17 protein-coding genes are annotated in these 16,849 nt (G+C 39.7%); 13 read left to right on the top strand and 4 right to left on the bottom strand.

Annotated elements, in window-relative coordinates:
- Positions 1 to 152 precede the first annotated feature (152 nt).
- The 5 genes from ACERCG_RS07830 to ACERCG_RS07810 all read left to right on the top strand — a co-directional run bounded on the left by ACERCG_RS07830 (position 153) and on the right by ACERCG_RS07810 (position 3,421).
- Positions 153 to 821, top strand: a complete 669-nt coding sequence (locus ACERCG_RS07830; RefSeq protein ID WP_373611482.1) for an HAD family hydrolase — start codon at positions 153 to 155, stop codon at positions 819 to 821.
- Positions 822 to 858: 37 nt separating this feature from the next.
- Positions 859 to 1,176 carry a hypothetical protein gene (locus ACERCG_RS07825; protein WP_373611481.1) on the top strand — a complete coding sequence of 106 codons (318 nt, stop codon included), beginning with the start codon at positions 859 to 861 and terminating at the stop codon, positions 1,174 to 1,176.
- A gap of 21 nt (positions 1,177 to 1,197) precedes the next feature.
- Positions 1,198 to 2,769 (top strand): glutamine-hydrolyzing GMP synthase, encoded by a 1,572-nt coding sequence (gene guaA / locus ACERCG_RS07820; RefSeq protein ID WP_373611480.1) that lies wholly within the window; start codon positions 1,198 to 1,200, stop codon positions 2,767 to 2,769.
- Positions 2,770 to 2,882: 113 nt separating this feature from the next.
- The gene (locus ACERCG_RS07815; RefSeq protein ID WP_373611479.1) at positions 2,883 to 3,137 is read left to right on the top strand and encodes a type II toxin-antitoxin system Phd/YefM family antitoxin; all 255 of its coding nucleotides are present in this window, start codon (positions 2,883 to 2,885) and stop codon (positions 3,135 to 3,137) included.
- Positions 3,134 to 3,421 carry a type II toxin-antitoxin system RelE/ParE family toxin gene (locus tag ACERCG_RS07810; RefSeq protein ID WP_373611478.1) on the top strand — a complete coding sequence of 96 codons (288 nt, stop codon included), beginning with the start codon at positions 3,134 to 3,136 and terminating at the stop codon, positions 3,419 to 3,421. Before ACERCG_RS07815 ends, ACERCG_RS07810 begins: the two co-directional genes overlap by 4 nt.
- A gap of 74 nt (positions 3,422 to 3,495) precedes the next feature.
- On the opposite strand, the gene glmU is transcribed toward ACERCG_RS07810, so the two are convergent.
- Positions 3,496 to 4,860, bottom strand: coding sequence for a bifunctional UDP-N-acetylglucosamine diphosphorylase/glucosamine-1-phosphate N-acetyltransferase GlmU (glmU, locus tag ACERCG_RS07805; protein ID WP_373611477.1), 1,365 nt, complete (start codon positions 4,858 to 4,860; stop codon positions 3,496 to 3,498).
- Between the two features lie 222 nt (positions 4,861 to 5,082).
- Here glmU and ACERCG_RS07800 point away from each other — a divergent pair, with 222 nt between their 5' ends.
- The 5 genes from ACERCG_RS07800 to aroA all read left to right on the top strand — a co-directional run bounded on the left by ACERCG_RS07800 (position 5,083) and on the right by aroA (position 11,699).
- The gene (locus ACERCG_RS07800; RefSeq protein ID WP_373611476.1) at positions 5,083 to 6,168 is read left to right on the top strand and encodes a calcium:proton antiporter; all 1,086 of its coding nucleotides are present in this window, start codon (positions 5,083 to 5,085) and stop codon (positions 6,166 to 6,168) included.
- A gap of 113 nt (positions 6,169 to 6,281) precedes the next feature.
- The gene (gene rlmE / locus ACERCG_RS07795) at positions 6,282 to 6,908 is read left to right on the top strand and encodes a 23S rRNA (uridine(2552)-2'-O)-methyltransferase RlmE (protein ID WP_373611475.1); all 627 of its coding nucleotides are present in this window, start codon (positions 6,282 to 6,284) and stop codon (positions 6,906 to 6,908) included.
- 118 nt (positions 6,909 to 7,026) lie between these two features.
- A complete protein-coding gene (gene ftsH / locus ACERCG_RS07790) occupies positions 7,027 to 8,973 on the top strand; it encodes an ATP-dependent zinc metalloprotease FtsH (RefSeq protein WP_373611474.1) in 1,947 nt (648 codons plus the stop codon).
- Between the two features lie 289 nt (positions 8,974 to 9,262).
- Positions 9,263 to 10,357: a histidinol-phosphate transaminase gene (gene hisC / locus ACERCG_RS07785; RefSeq protein ID WP_373611473.1), complete on the top strand. Its 1,095-nt coding sequence runs from the start codon at positions 9,263 to 9,265 to the stop codon at positions 10,355 to 10,357.
- A gap of 43 nt (positions 10,358 to 10,400) precedes the next feature.
- Positions 10,401 to 11,699, top strand: a complete 1,299-nt coding sequence (gene aroA / locus ACERCG_RS07780; RefSeq protein WP_373611472.1) for a 3-phosphoshikimate 1-carboxyvinyltransferase — start codon at positions 10,401 to 10,403, stop codon at positions 11,697 to 11,699.
- Positions 11,700 to 11,749: 50 nt separating this feature from the next.
- On the opposite strand, the gene ACERCG_RS07775 is transcribed toward aroA, so the two are convergent.
- The 3 genes from ACERCG_RS07775 to ACERCG_RS07765 all read right to left on the bottom strand — a co-directional run bounded on the left by ACERCG_RS07775 (position 11,750) and on the right by ACERCG_RS07765 (position 14,378).
- Positions 11,750 to 12,328: a TIGR04211 family SH3 domain-containing protein gene (locus ACERCG_RS07775; RefSeq protein WP_373611484.1), complete on the bottom strand. Its 579-nt coding sequence runs from the start codon at positions 12,326 to 12,328 to the stop codon at positions 11,750 to 11,752.
- Positions 12,329 to 12,423: 95 nt separating this feature from the next.
- Complete coding sequence (locus ACERCG_RS07770; RefSeq protein WP_373611471.1) at positions 12,424 to 13,689, bottom strand: inorganic phosphate transporter; 1,266 nt, start codon at positions 13,687 to 13,689, stop codon at positions 12,424 to 12,426.
- 8 nt (positions 13,690 to 13,697) lie between these two features.
- Positions 13,698 to 14,378 (bottom strand): TIGR00153 family protein, encoded by a 681-nt coding sequence (locus tag ACERCG_RS07765; protein ID WP_373611470.1) that lies wholly within the window; start codon positions 14,376 to 14,378, stop codon positions 13,698 to 13,700.
- 258 nt (positions 14,379 to 14,636) lie between these two features.
- Here ACERCG_RS07765 and ACERCG_RS07760 point away from each other — a divergent pair, with 258 nt between their 5' ends.
- The 3 genes from ACERCG_RS07760 to nrdR are packed head-to-tail and all read left to right on the top strand — an operon-like array spanning position 14,637 to position 16,847.
- Complete coding sequence (locus ACERCG_RS07760) at positions 14,637 to 16,100, top strand: replicative DNA helicase (RefSeq protein WP_373611469.1); 1,464 nt, start codon at positions 14,637 to 14,639, stop codon at positions 16,098 to 16,100.
- On the top strand, positions 16,084 to 16,398 hold the full coding sequence (locus tag ACERCG_RS07755) for a YcgL domain-containing protein (protein ID WP_373611468.1): 315 nt from the start codon (positions 16,084 to 16,086) through the stop codon (positions 16,396 to 16,398). The genes ACERCG_RS07760 and ACERCG_RS07755 overlap by 17 nt, the downstream gene beginning before the upstream one ends.
- Positions 16,398 to 16,847 carry a transcriptional regulator NrdR gene (nrdR, locus tag ACERCG_RS07750; RefSeq protein ID WP_373611467.1) on the top strand — a complete coding sequence of 150 codons (450 nt, stop codon included), beginning with the start codon at positions 16,398 to 16,400 and terminating at the stop codon, positions 16,845 to 16,847. The genes ACERCG_RS07755 and nrdR overlap by 1 nt, the downstream gene beginning before the upstream one ends.
- Positions 16,848 to 16,849 lie beyond the last annotated feature (2 nt).

The following is a 16,849-nucleotide window of genomic DNA, read 5'->3' as shown; positions in this document are numbered from 1 at the left end:
TTTGTGATGAAAGTTATCGGCTCTCTAAGCTACACAACGAAGTGCTTTCAAGGGACGAGACGAGATGCCGATAACGGGTTGTGTTGCTTAGTTTAACTCATTTGAGATATACAAGGGGCGAATCATTATTCGCCCATTATTAAGGAAACAAAATGCTACAAGCCATTATTTTTGATATGGACGGTGTGGTTGTTGATACCGAATATCTCGAATTTTCACTGCAAAAGCAGTTCATTGAAGATATTAAAGAACATAACCGCCCGATTACTTTAGAACAACAATCTGAAGTGGTTGGCAAATGTTTAAAAGAAATTCCGGTTATCGTGCAAAAATTAGCAGAGTCGAGCTTGCCGATTGATGAAATTCGCCAGCGTTACTATGCGTTTTTCCAAGATCTATTTAGCAAGGTTGATTTTAAAACGATTTTCAGAGAAGACATTCAGCATATTATTCAATTTGCCAAGCAAAATAATATTAAATTAGCGGTTGCCTCTTCATCGGCGAAATCGCATATTGATAATATTCTGACGGTATGTGGCATTAAAGATGAGTTCGATTTCATTGTCAGCGGCGAGCAGTTTGAACACAGCAAACCAGATCCAACAATTTATCGTTACACCTGTGAGAAATTAGATGTAGATCCCCAAAATGCCGTTGCGATTGAAGACTCCTACTACGGAATGAAATCCGCTAAAACTGCAGGCCTAACCGTGATTGGCTATGAAGAAAAACGAATGCTGATCGACCAAAGTCTAGCAGATTATATGGGGAAGGATATGAATGAGATTTTGAGCATTTTGCAAAAGATTTGTAAAAATTGACCGCTTGTATTACTAAGACTAAGATAAGGAAACCTATATGAAAAAACTTTCCCTTGCAATTCCATTATTTATACTTTTAGGTTGTACTAACGATTGGTCATCTAGTGGTGTACCTGATATGTACGAGGGACAATCACAAGAAAGCGTATTAAAAGCACTGCAAAAAAATAACTGGAACATCAAAAAGCAAATGACTGATGAAAAAGGGGATCTATATTTGATTGCTGAAGGAAAACCAACAAAACAATTCCAAAATCTTTTTGGACGTGATTGTCGTCAAGGTCAATTTGCAATTTACAAAAAAGAAGGTTTACAAGTTCTTAAAACTTCTGAATGTGAGCAATCAGATAAATAATTTAATCAAAGAGAAAGAATAATGACCAACATCCACAACCATAAAATCTTAATCCTCGACTTCGGTTCACAATATACTCAACTTATCGCCCGCCGAGTGCGTGAAATAGGGGTGTATTGCGAACTTTGGGCTTGGGACGTAACGGAAGAGCAGATCCGTGAATTTAACCCAACAGGGATTATTCTTTCGGGGGGGCCTGAAAGTACTACCGAAGCAAATAGCCCTCGTGCTCCAGAGTATGTCTTTAATGCAGGCGTGCCTGTACTTGGTATTTGTTACGGAATGCAAACAATGGCAATGCAGCTGGGCGGTTTAACCGAAACGTCTGACCACCGAGAGTTTGGCTATGCTTCTGTTGATTTAAAAGCAACAGATAGCCTATTTGCAAATCTTAATGATAATTCGACCGCTTGTGAATCGAAACTTGATGTTTGGATGAGCCACGGCGATAAAGTTACTCATTTACCAGAGCATTTCCAGATTACAGGTGTAACGCCAACTTGCCCGATTGCGGCGATGTCGGATGAAAGTCGCCGTTTTTATGGGGTACAGTTCCACCCAGAAGTAACGCATACTAAAAGCGGCTTAGAATTATTAACCAACTTTGTGGTAGGTATTTGTGGTTGCGAAAGAAATTGGACACCAGAAAACATTATTGAAGATGCCGTTGCTCGCATTAAAGAACAAGTGGGCGATGATGAAGTGATTTTAGGCTTATCGGGTGGCGTAGATTCTTCCGTAACAGCGTTGCTTTTACACCGAGCTATCGGCAAAAACTTACACTGTGTATTCGTGGATAATGGCTTGCTCCGTTTAAACGAAGGTGATCAAGTAATGGAAATGTTTGGCGATAAATTTGGCTTAAACATTGTGCGTGTGAATGCGGAAGATCGCTTCTTAGATGCCCTTAAAGGCACTGATGAGCCAGAAGCCAAACGCAAAATGATTGGTAAGGTTTTTGTTGATGTATTTGATGATGAAAGCAAAAAACTTACTTCTGTAAAATGGCTGGCACAAGGCACAATCTATCCAGATGTGATTGAATCTGCAGCGAGCAAAACAGGTAAAGCCCATGTGATTAAATCACACCACAATGTAGGCGGCTTACCTGATTATATGAAATTGGGCTTAGTTGAGCCGTTAAGAGAGCTTTTCAAAGACGAAGTGCGTAAAATTGGCCTAGCACTAGGCTTGCCCGCAGAAATGCTTAACCGCCACCCATTCCCGGGGCCGGGCTTAGGCGTACGGGTGTTGGGGGAAATCAAAAAAGAGTATTGCGACTTACTGCGTAAAGCCGATGCAATTTTTATTGAAGAGCTTTACAACTCTGGTTGGTATTACAAAGTTAGCCAAGCCTTTACGGTATTCTTACCAGTAAAATCGGTAGGCGTAATGGGTGATGGGCGTAAATATGATTGGGTAGTTAGCTTGCGTGCCGTTGAAACCATCGACTTTATGACCGCACATTGGGCTCATCTTCCGTATGATTTATTAGGTAAAATTTCCAACCGTATTATCAACGAAGTGAATGGCATTTCCCGTGTGGTATATGACGTAAGTGGAAAGCCTCCAGCAACTATTGAGTGGGAGTAGATTTTAAACTAAAAGCCTTACTAATCTTTAATTGGTAAGGCTCTTTGGTTTGTAGGGGCTTGACAAAACCAGTAAAAAGGGCGATAAATAGCCCTAAATAAGGAGTGTTATTTATGCCTAGTATAGTATTAACCAATACGGTTGCAAGTATCACAGAGTTGAAAACAAACCCAATGGCAACAATAAGAGCTGCAGCAGGCGAGCCTATTGCAATTCTTAATCGTAATGAGCCTGCATTTTATTGTGTGCCACCTCATATTTATGAGTATTTAATGGAATTAGCTGATGATGCTGAGCTTGCTAAAATTGTGGAAGAGCGACAATTTGAAGAAAGTTACGAGGTAGAATTAGCGGATTTATTAAAATGAAATACACCGTTGAATTTATTAAATCTTCAGAAAAGGAGTTCCGTAAGCTAGACTTAGCATTGCGAAAACAGTTTGTTGAAAAATTAAAGGAGCGAGCAGAGAACCCACGTGTAGAAAGTGCCAAACTGCGTGGAATGAAAGATTGTTATAAAATCAAATTGCGTAATGCTGGATATCGATTGGTGTATCAAGTGATTAATGAGAGAATTGTCGTTAAAGTGATTGCAGTAGGGAAACGAGATCGAAGTGAAGTTTATCAAAAAGCATTAGCAAGATTATCCTAATATGAAAGCCCCTAAAGTTAATGGCTACTTTAGGGGCTTTCATTTGTAAAAAATCAGAGAAATCTAACCGCTTGCTATTTGTTCTTAGTAGGGCGTTTCCAACCTTGAATATGGCGTTGTGGCACACGGCTAATCACTAATTCATTTTCGCCAACATCTTTGGTAACTGTAGCACCTGCGCCAATGGTTGAACCATTGGCAATGGTTACTGGGGCAACTAACTGGCTGTCTGAGCCAACGAATACGTTATCACCAATGATGGTTTTGAATTTGTTTGCACCGTCATAGTTACAGGTAATGACACCTGCACCGATGTTGCAATCTTTACCCACTTCTGCATCGCCTACATAGGTTAAGTGATTTACTTTAGAACCTTTGCCGATGGTTGCTTTCTTGATTTCAACGAAGTTGCCGATATGCGTTTCTTCGGCTAATTCTGCACCCGGACGTAAACGTGAGAATGGGCCGATAGCGGATTTTGCACCAACAGCAGAATCTTCAATCACAGAATAAGGTTTAATTTCAACATTGTCGCCAATTTCACAGTTTTTTAATACACAGCCAGCACCAATTTTTACATTATTGCCAAGTTTTATTTCGCCCTCTAGAACCACGTTCACATCAATTTGAACATCCTTACCGTGTGTTACTGTTCCACGAATATCAAAACGGCTTGGGTCGATAATGGTTACACCTGCTAACAATAGTTTTTCTGCTTCACGTTTTTGGTAGAAACGCTCTAATGCGGCAAGCTGTAAACGATTATTAGCCCCTTCCACTTCCATAAATTCAGTGGCTTGAACGGCTTGCACTTTGAAACCGTCTTGATTTGCCATTGCAATCACATCAGTGATGTAGTATTCGCCTTGTGCATTATTGTTATTTAAGTTTTTCAGCCATTTTTTGAAGCTCGCACCGCTTGCAACCATTACGCCAGTATTTACTTCTTTTACTTTAAGCTGTTCTTCATTCGCATCTTTTTGCTCTACAATCGCAACTACAGATCCGTTTTCACGAATAATGCGTCCGTAACCTGTTGGGTTTTCTAATTCAACCGTTAATAGCGCAATACCATTTTCAGGCTTAGCCGCAATTAAACGCTCCAATGTGCTTTTGGTAATGAGTGGAGCATCGCCATAAAGCATCACAATGTTTTCATCATCAGCAAAGAAATGTGCTGCTTGTTGCATTGCGTGCCCTGTTCCTAATTGTTCAGCTTGGAATACCCAGTTTACAGGCTCTTCGCTTAAACGAGCTTTGAGTAAATCTGCACCGTGTCCGTAAATTAAGTGAATTTGTTGGGAGTCTAGCTGCTTGGCCGTATCAATAACGTGTTTTACCATCGGTTTACCTGCAATTGGGTGCAATACCTTTGGTAAATCAGAATACATACGAGTGCCTTTACCTGCGGCTAAAATTACAACGCTCAGTTGAGTCATAAAAAATCCTTAAATTAGAGTATTAAAGCATAAAATTCGCGGTATTTTACTCTTTTTGGTAGGGAATTTCATTGCTTAGTATGATTATTTTGTAAAGGAGAATTTTTTATCTTATTTTTCAATGAGATATTTAAAATTAAATCAGATAAATAGGTATTACATTAATCTATATTTTGATAGAATAATGTAGATAGACATAACTAAAAAAATAAGGAGAAATTAATGCCAAGTGTAGACAAAGGTCATCAGGCTTTACCGCTTTGGTCGATATTACTACCTATCGCTGCGTGGGTAGTTTATTTCTTTGGAGTAAAAGAAAGTGTTATTTTACAACTAATTGGTAGTGCTTTACTGATTGGTAGTGTGCTTTCAGCTGTTCACCATGCAGAGGTTGTAGCACATAAAGTTGGTGAGCCTTTTGGTACGATTATTCTTGCCTTAGCTATCACCATTCTTGAAGTGTCACTTATTGTGTCATTAATGGTTGCAGGTGGGGATAATACTGCATATTTAGCTCGAGATACTGTTTTTGCGGCGATAATGCTGATATTGAATGGTATTTTAGGTGGATGTTTATTGATTGGTGGCTTAAAACACCGTGAGCAATTTTTTAGCCAAAAATCAGCAAGTACGGCATTGGTTACATTAGTTGTAATTTTAGTAATTACATTAGTGCTACCAAACTTTACGACCACCACGGTAGGCGCAACTTATAGCCCTTCTCAATTAATCTTTGTAGCGATCGCGTCAATTGTACTTTATGCATCATTTATTTTAATTCAGACAGTTCGCCACCGTGATTACTTTTTAGCAGATGACGATAATCCATCTCATCACGCAGAGCCCCCATCAACAAAAGTAGCATTAATCAGTTTATTATTATTGATTGTCTGCTTGGGAGTAGTGGTATTCCTTGCAAAAGCACTTTCTCCATCTATTGAGAGAATGGTTGTTGGTGCTGGTGCACCATTGGCATTAGTGGGTGTAATTATCGCAGCAGTAGTACTTTTACCAGAAGGTGTTGCTGCATTAACTGCTGCACACCGTAACCGTTTACAAACCAGTGTGAATCTTGCATTAGGTTCGGCATTAGCAAGTATCGGCTTAACTATCCCAGCAGTAGTTATTGTATGTTTAATATATGACATTAATATGGTGTTAGGCTTAGACTGGAAATCAATGGTGTTACTTTCACTTTCTTCTTTTGTGGCAATGCTTTCGCTGAATCACGGGCAAACCAATATGCTTTATGGTATTGTGTTATTAGTGATTTTGGCAACCTATATATTTACGGTTATTGTGCCTTAATTCATATATGATCAAATATTAAGAGATAGCGAGGAGATTTCTCGCTATCTCTTGAATTATTTTAAATAGCCCTTATTAATAGGGCTAAATTTACTTTAAAAAGAAAGAAAAATATGGGTAGAAAACGTAGTGCAAGCTCATCACGTTGGCTTGCAGAGCATTTTAAAGATCAATTTGTACAAAAAGCACATAAACAGAAACTGCGTTCACGAGCGTATTTTAAGCTTGATGAAATTCAGCAAACCGATAAGCTCTTTAAACTGGGGATGACTGTGGTTGACCTAGGTGCTGCACCGGGAGGTTGGTCGCAATATGTGGTAACACAAATTGGTAGCAAAGGCAGAGTGATTGCCTGTGATATTTTAGATATGAATCCGATTGCTGGAGTGGATTTTTTACAAGGCGATTTCCGTGAGGAATCCGTTTTAAATGCATTATTAGAGCGTGTTGGCGAAGAAAAAGTTGATGTAGTAATGTCTGATATGGCACCTAATTTCAGTGGTATGCCTTCAGTGGATATTCCTCGTGCGATGTATTTGGTTGAGTTGGCGTTAGATATGTGTCGCCAAGTGCTAGCACCAAAAGGTAGCTTTGTAGTGAAAGTTTTCCAAGGTGAAGGATTTGATGAATATCTCCGAGAGATACGTTCGTTATTTAGCGTAGTAAAAGTGAGAAAACCTGAAGCCTCTAGAGATCGCTCACGAGAAGTCTATATTGTTGCAACAGGCTACAAAGGCTAGAAACCACGCAAGCGGTCATTTTTTATTAAAAATTTGCAAAAAAGTTAGGAAATTTGACCGCTTTTATAGTAACCTTGGATAGATTTATTAACAGAATAGGGGATTAACCTTGAACGATATGGTTAAAAATATTTTACTTTGGGTTGTGGTTGCCATCGTAATGATGACAGCCTATGAAGGCTTCAATTCTAATTTTGGTGCTAACTCAAATACTGTACCATACTCGACTTTTTTGAGTGATATCAAAGAAAATCGCTTAAAAGGTGTCGATTTTAAACAGAACAATGACACCATAATAGTAACTAAAAATGATGGTGCAACTTACCAAACTGTAATGCCGATGTATGATGAATATCTAATGGCAGATTTGGCGAAAACCAATGCGGTAATTACCGGGCAACCGGCAGAACGTCGTGGATTGTTATCCCAAATTTTAATCTCGTGGTTCCCGATGCTACTATTAATCGGTTTCTACATTTTCTATATGCGACAAATGCAGGGCGGTGGTGGTCGTGGAGCAATGGGCTTTGGTAAAAGTAAAGCGAAAATGCTTACTGCAGATGAAGTCAAAACCCGTTTCTCTGATGTTGCCGGCTGTGATGAAGCAAAAGAAGAAGTGGGCGAGGTGGTTGAATTTTTGCGTGATCCAACCAAATTCCAAAAACTAGGTGGACGCATACCAAAAGGAATCTTAATGGTTGGTCCTCCAGGAACAGGTAAAACCTTATTAGCGAAGGCTATTGCTGGCGAAGCAAGAGTGCCGTTCTTCACAATGGCAGGTTCAGACTTTGTTGAAATGTTTGTTGGCGTGGGTGCTTCCCGTGTGCGTGATTTATTCGACCAAGCCAAGAAAAATGCACCTTGTATCATTTTCATTGATGAGATTGATGCGGTAGGCCGTAAACGTGGTGGAGCAGGCTTTAGCGGCGGGCACGATGAGCGTGAACAAACCCTTAACCAAATGCTTGTAGAAATGGATGGCTTTGAAGGCTCTGAAGGTGTAATTATTATCGCAGCAACAAACCGTTCTGATGTACTTGATGATGCTTTAACTCGTCCGGGTCGTTTTGACCGCCAAGTAACGGTTGATTTACCGAATGTAAAAGGTCGTGAGCAGATATTGAAAGTTCACTTGAAAAAAGTACCGCTTGCAGAAGGTGTTGATCCTATGCAAATTGCTCGCGGTACACCAGGTTACTCAGGGGCTCAGCTTGCGAACTTAGTGAATGAAGCAGCATTGTTTGCTGCACGCAAGAACAAACGTGTAGTCACAATGGAAGACTTTGAAGAAGCTCGTGATAAGATCAATATGGGACCGGAACGCCGCTCAAATACGATGACAGAAAAAGAGATCATCAACACAGCGTATCACGAAGCAGGCCACGTTATTGTTGGTTATTTAATGCCGGAACACGATCCATTAAATAAAGTGACCATTGTTCCTCGTGGTCAAGCCTTAGGTTTTGCTCAGTTCTTGCCAGAGGGCGACCGTGTAAGTGAAACCTTCACAAAATTAGAAAGCCAGCTTTCAACCTTATTTGCAGGTCGTATTGCGGAAGGCTTGATTTTTGGCGAAGACAAAATTACCACAGGGGCATCGTCTGATATTCACCGTGCAACCCAAATTGCTCGCGCAATGGTAACACAATGGGGCTTCTCGAAAGAGCTTGGGCCAATCTTCTATCAAAATGAAGATGGAATGGGAGCGATTAAAGGCGTATCTGAAGAGTCGCAAAAACTCATTGATACCGAAATGCGTAAGATCATTGATAGAAACTATCAACGTGCAAAACAGACGTTAGAAGAGAATATGGACATCTTACACGCAATGAAAGATGCCCTATTGAAGTACGAAACGCTAGATAGTAAACAAATTGATGACTTAATGGCTCGTCGCTCAGTTAGAGAACCATCAGGTTGGACAGATACCCCAACCAAAGATGACAATGCAACCCCACCAAGCGGTGAGCAAGCGGCAGATACAACCTCTATTACCTTAGATGATAAGCCAGCTAAGGATAATAATATTGGTGATTCTCTTGCTGATACAAAAGCAGAAAACTAAGANATACAACCTCTATTACCTTAGATGATAAGCCAGCTAAGGATAATAATATTGGTGATTCTCTTGCTGATACAAAAGCAGAAAACTAAGAGATAATTTAAAAGCCGAGAGTAAAAATTACTCTCGGTTTTTTGTTTACAAGCGGTCGTTTTTTGCTAATTTTTTGCAAATAGGGTAAAGAATTAACCTGTAATAATTTCTTTCCGTTTGTAACAAAATTTTTACTGGCAAAATCGTGCGTTCTCCTCTAAAATCACTCGATATTTTAATAAGAAAAACAGAGGTCATTATGCAATTTTTCAACATCGCCAATGATGGGGTGAAATCACTTTCCCCTTATCAAGCAGGTAAGCCTATTGAGGAATTAGAACGTGAACTGGGCATTCAAAATATCATCAAACTAGCTTCAAATGAAAACCCGTTTGGTTTTCCTGAAAGTGCGAAACAAGCCATTATCAATCAACTTGATGATTTAACCCGTTACCCAGATTCAAACGGTTTTGAACTGAAATCAACCATTGCCAAAAAATTCAATTTACAGCCAAATCAAATTACCTTAGGCAATGGCTCAAATGATTTATTAGAGTTATTTGCCCACACCTTTGCCAGCGATAAAGATGAAATTATCTATTCACAATATGCGTTTATTGTTTATCCGCTGGTAACAAAAGCCATCAATGCCGTTGCTCGTGAAATTCCTGCTAAAAATTGGGGACACGATTTAGAGGGCTTTTTAGCAGCAATCAATGAAAAGACTAAACTCATTTTTATTGCAAACCCGAATAACCCAACAGGTAACTTCTTAACTCAAGCTGATATTGAGGTATTTTTAGCAAGAGTGCCAGCTAACGTCATTGTTGTGCTAGACGAAGCCTATACTGAATTTACGGCGACAGAAGAGCGAATTAATTCTTTCGGTTTATTAGTAAAATACCCGAATTTAATTGTGTCTCGCTCGCTTTCCAAAGCTTATGGTTTAGCAGGGCTTCGCATTGGTTATGCGGTGTCAAATCCTGAAATTGCGGACTTATTAAATCGTGTTCGCCAGCCGTTTAATTGCAACAGCCTTGCACTTGCTTCTGCGATTGCTGTGATGAATGACGATGCTTTTGTACAAAAAGTCGCAAAAAATAACAGCTTGGAAATGGCTCGCTATGAAGCATTTTGCCAAGCAAACGGATTAGACTATATTCCGTCTAAAGGTAATTTTATCACTATCGATTTTAAACGCCCTGCCGCCCCAATTTATGATGCATTATTGCGTGAAGGTGTGATTGTTCGCCCAATTGCAGGCTATGGAATGCCAAATCACTTACGTGTGAGTATCGGGCTGCCTGAAGAAAATGACAGATTCTTTACCGCATTATTAAAGGTTTTAGCTTAACAAGCGGTCTCTTTTATCAAAATTTTACAAATTATAGAAACAAATGGAAAAATTAACCTTAAACCCAATTTCCCGAGTAGAGGGAGAAATTAACTTACCCGGCTCAAAAAGCCTTTCTAACCGTGCATTATTATTGGCAGCATTAGCTAAAGGCACAACACGAGTAACTAATTTATTAGATAGTGATGATATTCGCCATATGCTGAATGCGTTAAAAGCCTTAGGTGTGTCTTACGAATTATCAGAAGACAAAACTGTTTGCGAGGTACAGGGTATTGGCGGTGCATTCCAAGCTCAAAATGGCTTATCGCTCTTTTTAGGAAATGCGGGTACGGCAATGCGACCATTAGCCGCCGCATTATGTTTAAAAGGCGAAAACAAGGCTCAAGTTATTTTAACAGGCGAGCCTCGAATGAAAGAACGCCCAATTAAGCATTTGGTTGATGCGTTACGTCAAGTTGGGGCAGAGGTGGAGTATTTAGAAAACGAAGGCTATCCACCGCTTGCGATTACAAACAGAGGTTTAAATGGCGGAAAAGTACAGATTGCTGGTTCTATCTCTAGCCAATTCTTAACTGCATTATTGATGTCTGCACCGCTCGCTAAAAATGATATGGAAATTGAGATTATTGGTGATCTGGTATCAAAACCTTATATCGACATCACACTCTCAATGATGAAAGATTTTGGTGTAACCGTTGAAAACCGTGATTACAACACATTTATTGTGAAAGGCAATCAAACTTATATCGCTCCACAAGGCAATTATTTAGTGGAAGGTGATGCTTCATCTGCCTCTTATTTCTTAGCTGCTGGGGCGATTAAAGGGAGCGTTAAGGTTACAGGTATTGGTAAAAAATCGATACAAGGCGACCGCTTGTTTGCTGATGTGTTAGAGAAAATGGGGGCAAAAATCACTTGGGGAGAGGATTTCATTCAAGCAGAACAAGCCCTATTAAAAGGTGTAGATATGGATATGAATCATATCCCTGATGCGGCAATGACTATTGCCACAACGGCACTTTTTGCAGAAGGCGAGACGGTTATTCGTAACATCTACAACTGGCGAGTGAAAGAAACCGACCGTTTAACCGCAATGGCAACAGAGTTGCGTAAAGTGGGGGCAACTGTTGAGGAGGGAGAAGATTTTATCCGCATTCAACCGCTTGAATTAGATAAATTCCAACACGCAGAAATTGAGACCTATAACGATCACCGAGTGGCAATGTGTTTCTCATTAATTGCGTTGTCTAATACAGCGGTTACGATTTTAGATCCGAACTGCACGGCAAAAACATTCCCGACCTATTTCACTGAACTAGAAAAGCTATCGGTAAGATGAAAACAAAAAGGATTTAGTTTAAAACTAAATCCTTTTTTAATCTCTACTTATTATGCCCAACCACCGCTATTACGTCTGCGGCGAGGAATTAAGAGCGGCACAATCAAGCCAAGTAGTAAGCCAGCTCCTAATACAGCACCGCCGTAAATAAACCATTGAATCACAATTTCACGCTTTTCAGAATCGTGCATCGTTTCTAAATCACGGTTTTTGTTTTTTAAGATCTCAAGCTCACGTTTTAACTGTGCGTTTTCTTCCACTAAATCACTGCTTTTTTGAACCGCATCTTGCGTTCTACGCTGCATTTCTGCTGTGCGTTGTTGCCATTCATTGTCAATTTTACTTAAACGATTAGTTAAATCTTGAACTTGTTGGTTTAATTGTGGAATAAGCTCTTTTGGGCTTGCAGTATCACTTAAATCAGAGTTTAACACCCAGCCTTCACGGTTTCGGCTGTCTCTAATTAAGCTATAACGCTCTTTTTTATCTAATACTGTTACTTTTTCCCCTGCTTGGATTGCACCAGAAATTCTAAAATTATCTCCTGCACCTTTACGCATATAAGTATTCAGGTTTTCGCTAATATATTGCGTTTGAGCAAGTGTAGGAAGAGCAGTGTAGGATAACATTCCCACCAGTAAATAAACGATTTTTTTCATAATTCTCCTTGCAATCTAAAGAAGGAAAGGGGTAAACGAGTTACCCCTAAAGAATAGTAAGTGAATTAAATAAAAATTGCACTCAAAATATAGTAGATGATAATCGCAAGTAATGCACCTGCTGGTAATGTAACCACCCAAGAAGCGATAATATTACGGATTACACCAAGATTAAGTGCCGCAATACCTCGTGCAAAGGCAACACCAATTACTGCACCCACAAGTGTTTGTGTGGTAGAAATTGGCAGACCAGTACCAGATGCAATTACTACCGTGATTGAACAAGCAAATTGTGCCGCAAAGCCACGACTTGGTGTTAAATCAGTAATACCTGTACCGATAGTGCCCATCACTTTATGCCCCATTACTGCAAGACCAATTGCAATACCTACCGCACCTAATGGTAAAACCCAAGGAGCCATAACTGTTTTGCCATCGATAACACCTCCGTGATCTACAATAGAAACAACTGCAGCTAAAGGACCAATTGCATTCGCAACATCATTTGAACCGTGTGCAAATGCCATTGCACAAGCGGTAATCAGCATTAAAATACTGAATACTTTTTCTACACCGCTAAATGTAGCTTTTTCTTTTAAACTTGCTTTGAATGCATTGCTGCGAAGATAGAACAAACAAATGATTGCACAAATCATAGAAATTACAGCAGAGAGAAGTGTAGTTTGTAAACCACTAAGATTTAAGCCGACGTGCTTTAAGCCTTTTTCTAGGGTGACGATACAAATAATAAATACCGTCAAGGCTGTATAGTAAGGCGCATATTTCTCAGCATTTGCCATTGGTTTATCTGTGTCAAATATCATTTTTTGTGTGGAAACAAAGATAAGATAAGCAATAACACCAGAAATGAAAGGCGTAACAAACCAGCTACCAACAATACCACCGAATTGAGACCATTGAACAGCTTCCATACCCACTGAAATAACAGTAAAGCCGACAATAGCTCCGATGATGGAGTGAGTTGTTGAAACTGGCCAGCCTTTTTGAGAGGCGACAACTAACCAAATACCTGCAGCAAAAAGAGCAGACATCATACCTAGAATAAGAACTTCTGGATGACCGATGAAAGCTTCAGTTGAGATAACACCACTTTTGATTGTTTCCGCTACTTCACCACCTGCGAGATAAGCCCCAAAAAATTCAAAAACTAATGCAATATAAACAGCTTGTTTTGCGGTAATCGTACGAGAGCCAACGGCAGTTCCCATTGCATTTGCAACGTCATTTGCACCGATACCGAATGCCATAATAAAGCCGAAAATAGCCGTAATGACAACAATAATAAAACCGTAGTTGTTAATCAGTTCCATTGTACTTCCTATGATTTCGCTAACATTAACTCAATGCGGGAACCGATACGTTGTGCTTGATCGGCTAAAATACTGATACGCTCGATACATTTGTACAAGAACATTACATCAATCGGATTAAGCGTTTTTTCCAATGATAACAGGGTATGGCGTAATGTGATTTGGTATTGATCAGTATCGTCTTCGATTTGGTCAAGTTCTAAAATCATCTTATTAACGAAATCAAGTTCTCTACCTCTAAAGCCGGTTTCTAATAATTGATCCATTTCATCTAAAACTTTGCCGACTTGACGGCTGGCGTCAATACTACGAGAAAGGAATTTCTTAAAAAGAGGCTGCATTTCTGCAGGAATGACTAATTGGCGTCCGATAATGCGACCTGAAATATCTCTTGAATAATTTGCAAGTTTGTCTAGTTGCGTTACCAGCTCTAACAAATCCGTTCTTTCTAAAGGCATAAATAAGCCACGAGGAAGTTTTAGGCGGATTTCACGCTTTAGTGAGTCTGCACGGCGTTCTAAATCAACGATTTGACCGCGAACTAAAGAGGCTTTTTCCCAGTTATGTTCAAAAGTCGCGTCAAAAAAAGATTCTAACAATTCGCTACATTCTACAACTTTATTCGAGTGTTTTTGTAACGGTTTAAGTGGGGACTGGGCGAATAAACCTAAAATGTTATTCAGTGCCATAGGATATCTCCATAATGATAAATTTAAAATGACTTCCAATTTGAAATCTTGTGTATTTTACTTGATGTATCAGTAAAGATCACTGCATAACGCTTGTTTTTTAAACAGGTGATTGAGTTTTGTCAGAATTTTGCAAAAATTTAAACAAAATTGACCGCTTGTTATTGCTCTAATAAGGTATAAAAAATGCAAATTTCAATTTAATACAAATTCCGATAAACTATGCACTATTGAAAATAATCATTAATAGAGATAAAAATGGCAGAACATAACAGCACACTTCGTGAAAAAGTAAAAGATAAGCAAGTTGAGCAGATTAGCATTTCTCCGCACTCTATTGAAGCAGAGCAGGCAGTGCTTGGCGGTATTATGCTAAGTAACGATCATTGGGATAACGTGGCTGAGCGTGTACAATCACACGATTTCTATAATTATGCTCATCGCATTATTTTTGAGCAGATGGCGGATTTGGTGCGAGCAAACAAGCCGGTCGATATTATTACGCTTGATCAAGCGTTAAAAGACAAAGGTGTGCTACAAGATGTGGGCGGTTTTGCCTACCTTGCGGAACTTTCTAAGAACACTCCAAGTGCTGCAAATATTCTTGCCTATGCCGATATTGTACGAGATCGCTCCGATTTAAGAAGCGTGATTAGTGCAGGTAATCAAATTGCAGAAATGGGCTATAAAACCAAAGGGCGAAACTCCAAAGAGGTTTTAGACGAAGCCGAGCGAATCGTATTTGAAATTGCGGAAAAGCGAAATAATGCGAATGAAGGCCCGCAGCGTATTGATGATATTTTGCTGAAAACGTTGGCGAGAATGGATACCTTGTCTAAAAATCGCCATAACGGTGGAGTAACGGGCGTTTCCACAGGCTTTACCGATCTCAATAAAAAAACGGCGGGATTACAGCCTTCGGATTTAATTATTGTGGCTGCCCGCCCTTCAATGGGGAAAACCACTTTTGCGATGAATTTATGCGAAAATGCCTCACTGATTGATATTGAAGATAAAGACGATTTGGACGAACAAGGCAATCCGAAGAAAAAACCAGCAAAACCTGTGTTGATTTTCAGCCTTGAGATGCCTGCCGATCAGATTATGATGCGTATGTTAGCCTCACTTTCTCGCGTGGATCAAACTAAGATCCGAACCGGGCAGATTTCAGATGATGAAGATACCGCAAAAATTTCCACTACAATGGCGATTTTGCAAGAACGCAATAATATCTATATTGATGACAGTTCAGGCTTAACACCAACAGAGCTTCGTTCCAGAGCAAGACGTGTTTATCGTGAAAACGGTGGTTTGAGCCTGATTATGGTGGATTATTTACAATTAATGCGTGCTCCGGGTTTTTCCGATAACCGAACCCTTGAGATTGCCGAAATTTCTCGCTCATTAAAAGCCTTAGCTAAAGAGCTAGAAGTGCCTGTAGTGGCACTTTCTCAGCTTAATCGTAGCTTAGAACAGCGTGCAGATAAACGCCCTGTAAACTCGGATTTGCGTGAATCAGGCTCTATTGAGCAAGATGCGGACTTAATTATGTTTATTTACCGTGATGAAGTTTACAATGATAACTCTGATCTTAAGGGCATTGCGGAAATTATTATCGGTAAACAGCGTAACGGACCGATTGGACGAGTGCGATTAACCTTTCAAGGGCAATATTCCCGATTTGATAATTACAGTGGCGGACATTATGACGACGAATACTAAACCGATAACACTTTGTGCGATTTATAAAAGCAAAGCAAAAGATGAAATGTATCTTTATGTAGCAAAGCGAGATCAATTTGAACAGGTGCCAGAAGCGTTACGCCAAATGTTTGGCAAGCCTGAATTTGTGATGATGTTTAATTTAACGGGCGATAAACCACTTGTGCGAGCGAAGAATGACGAAGTGCTGCAAAAATTAGCAGAGCAAGGTTATTATTTACAAATGCCACCACCGCCTGAAAATTTGCATAAAGCCTTTTTAGCTCAACAAGTGGCACAACAAAAAGGGGAAAAATAATGCGTTGCCCATTTTGTTCCACCGAAGAAACCAAAGTAATTGATTCACGCTTGGCGGCAAATGGCTACCAAATTCGCCGTCGTCGTGAGTGTGTCAAGTGTAAAGAACGCTTTACCACTTTTGAATCAGCAGAGTTGGTTGTGCCTTATGTGATTAAAAATAACGGTAGTCGAGAGCCGTTTGATGTTGAAAAACTTAGAATGGGGCTAAGACGTGCTTTAAATAAACGCCCTGTCAGTGCTGATGATGTCGAAAAAGCGATTAGCCAAATTATCATTCAGCTACAAGCAATGGGCGAGCGAGAAGTGCCAAGCCGACATATCGGCACACTTGCAATGAATGCGTTAAAACAGCTAGATAAAGTGGCTTATATTCGTTTTGCCTCAATTTATCTGAGTTTTAGCGATATTGAAGAATTCACAAAAGAAATTGAAAAATTAAAAGAGTAAAG

The sequence above is a fragment of the Mannheimia sp. E30BD genome, assembly GCF_041807785.1.
GTDB lineage: Bacteria > Pseudomonadota > Gammaproteobacteria > Enterobacterales > Pasteurellaceae > Mannheimia.
This window is presented reverse-complemented; position numbering and strand designations above follow the sequence as displayed.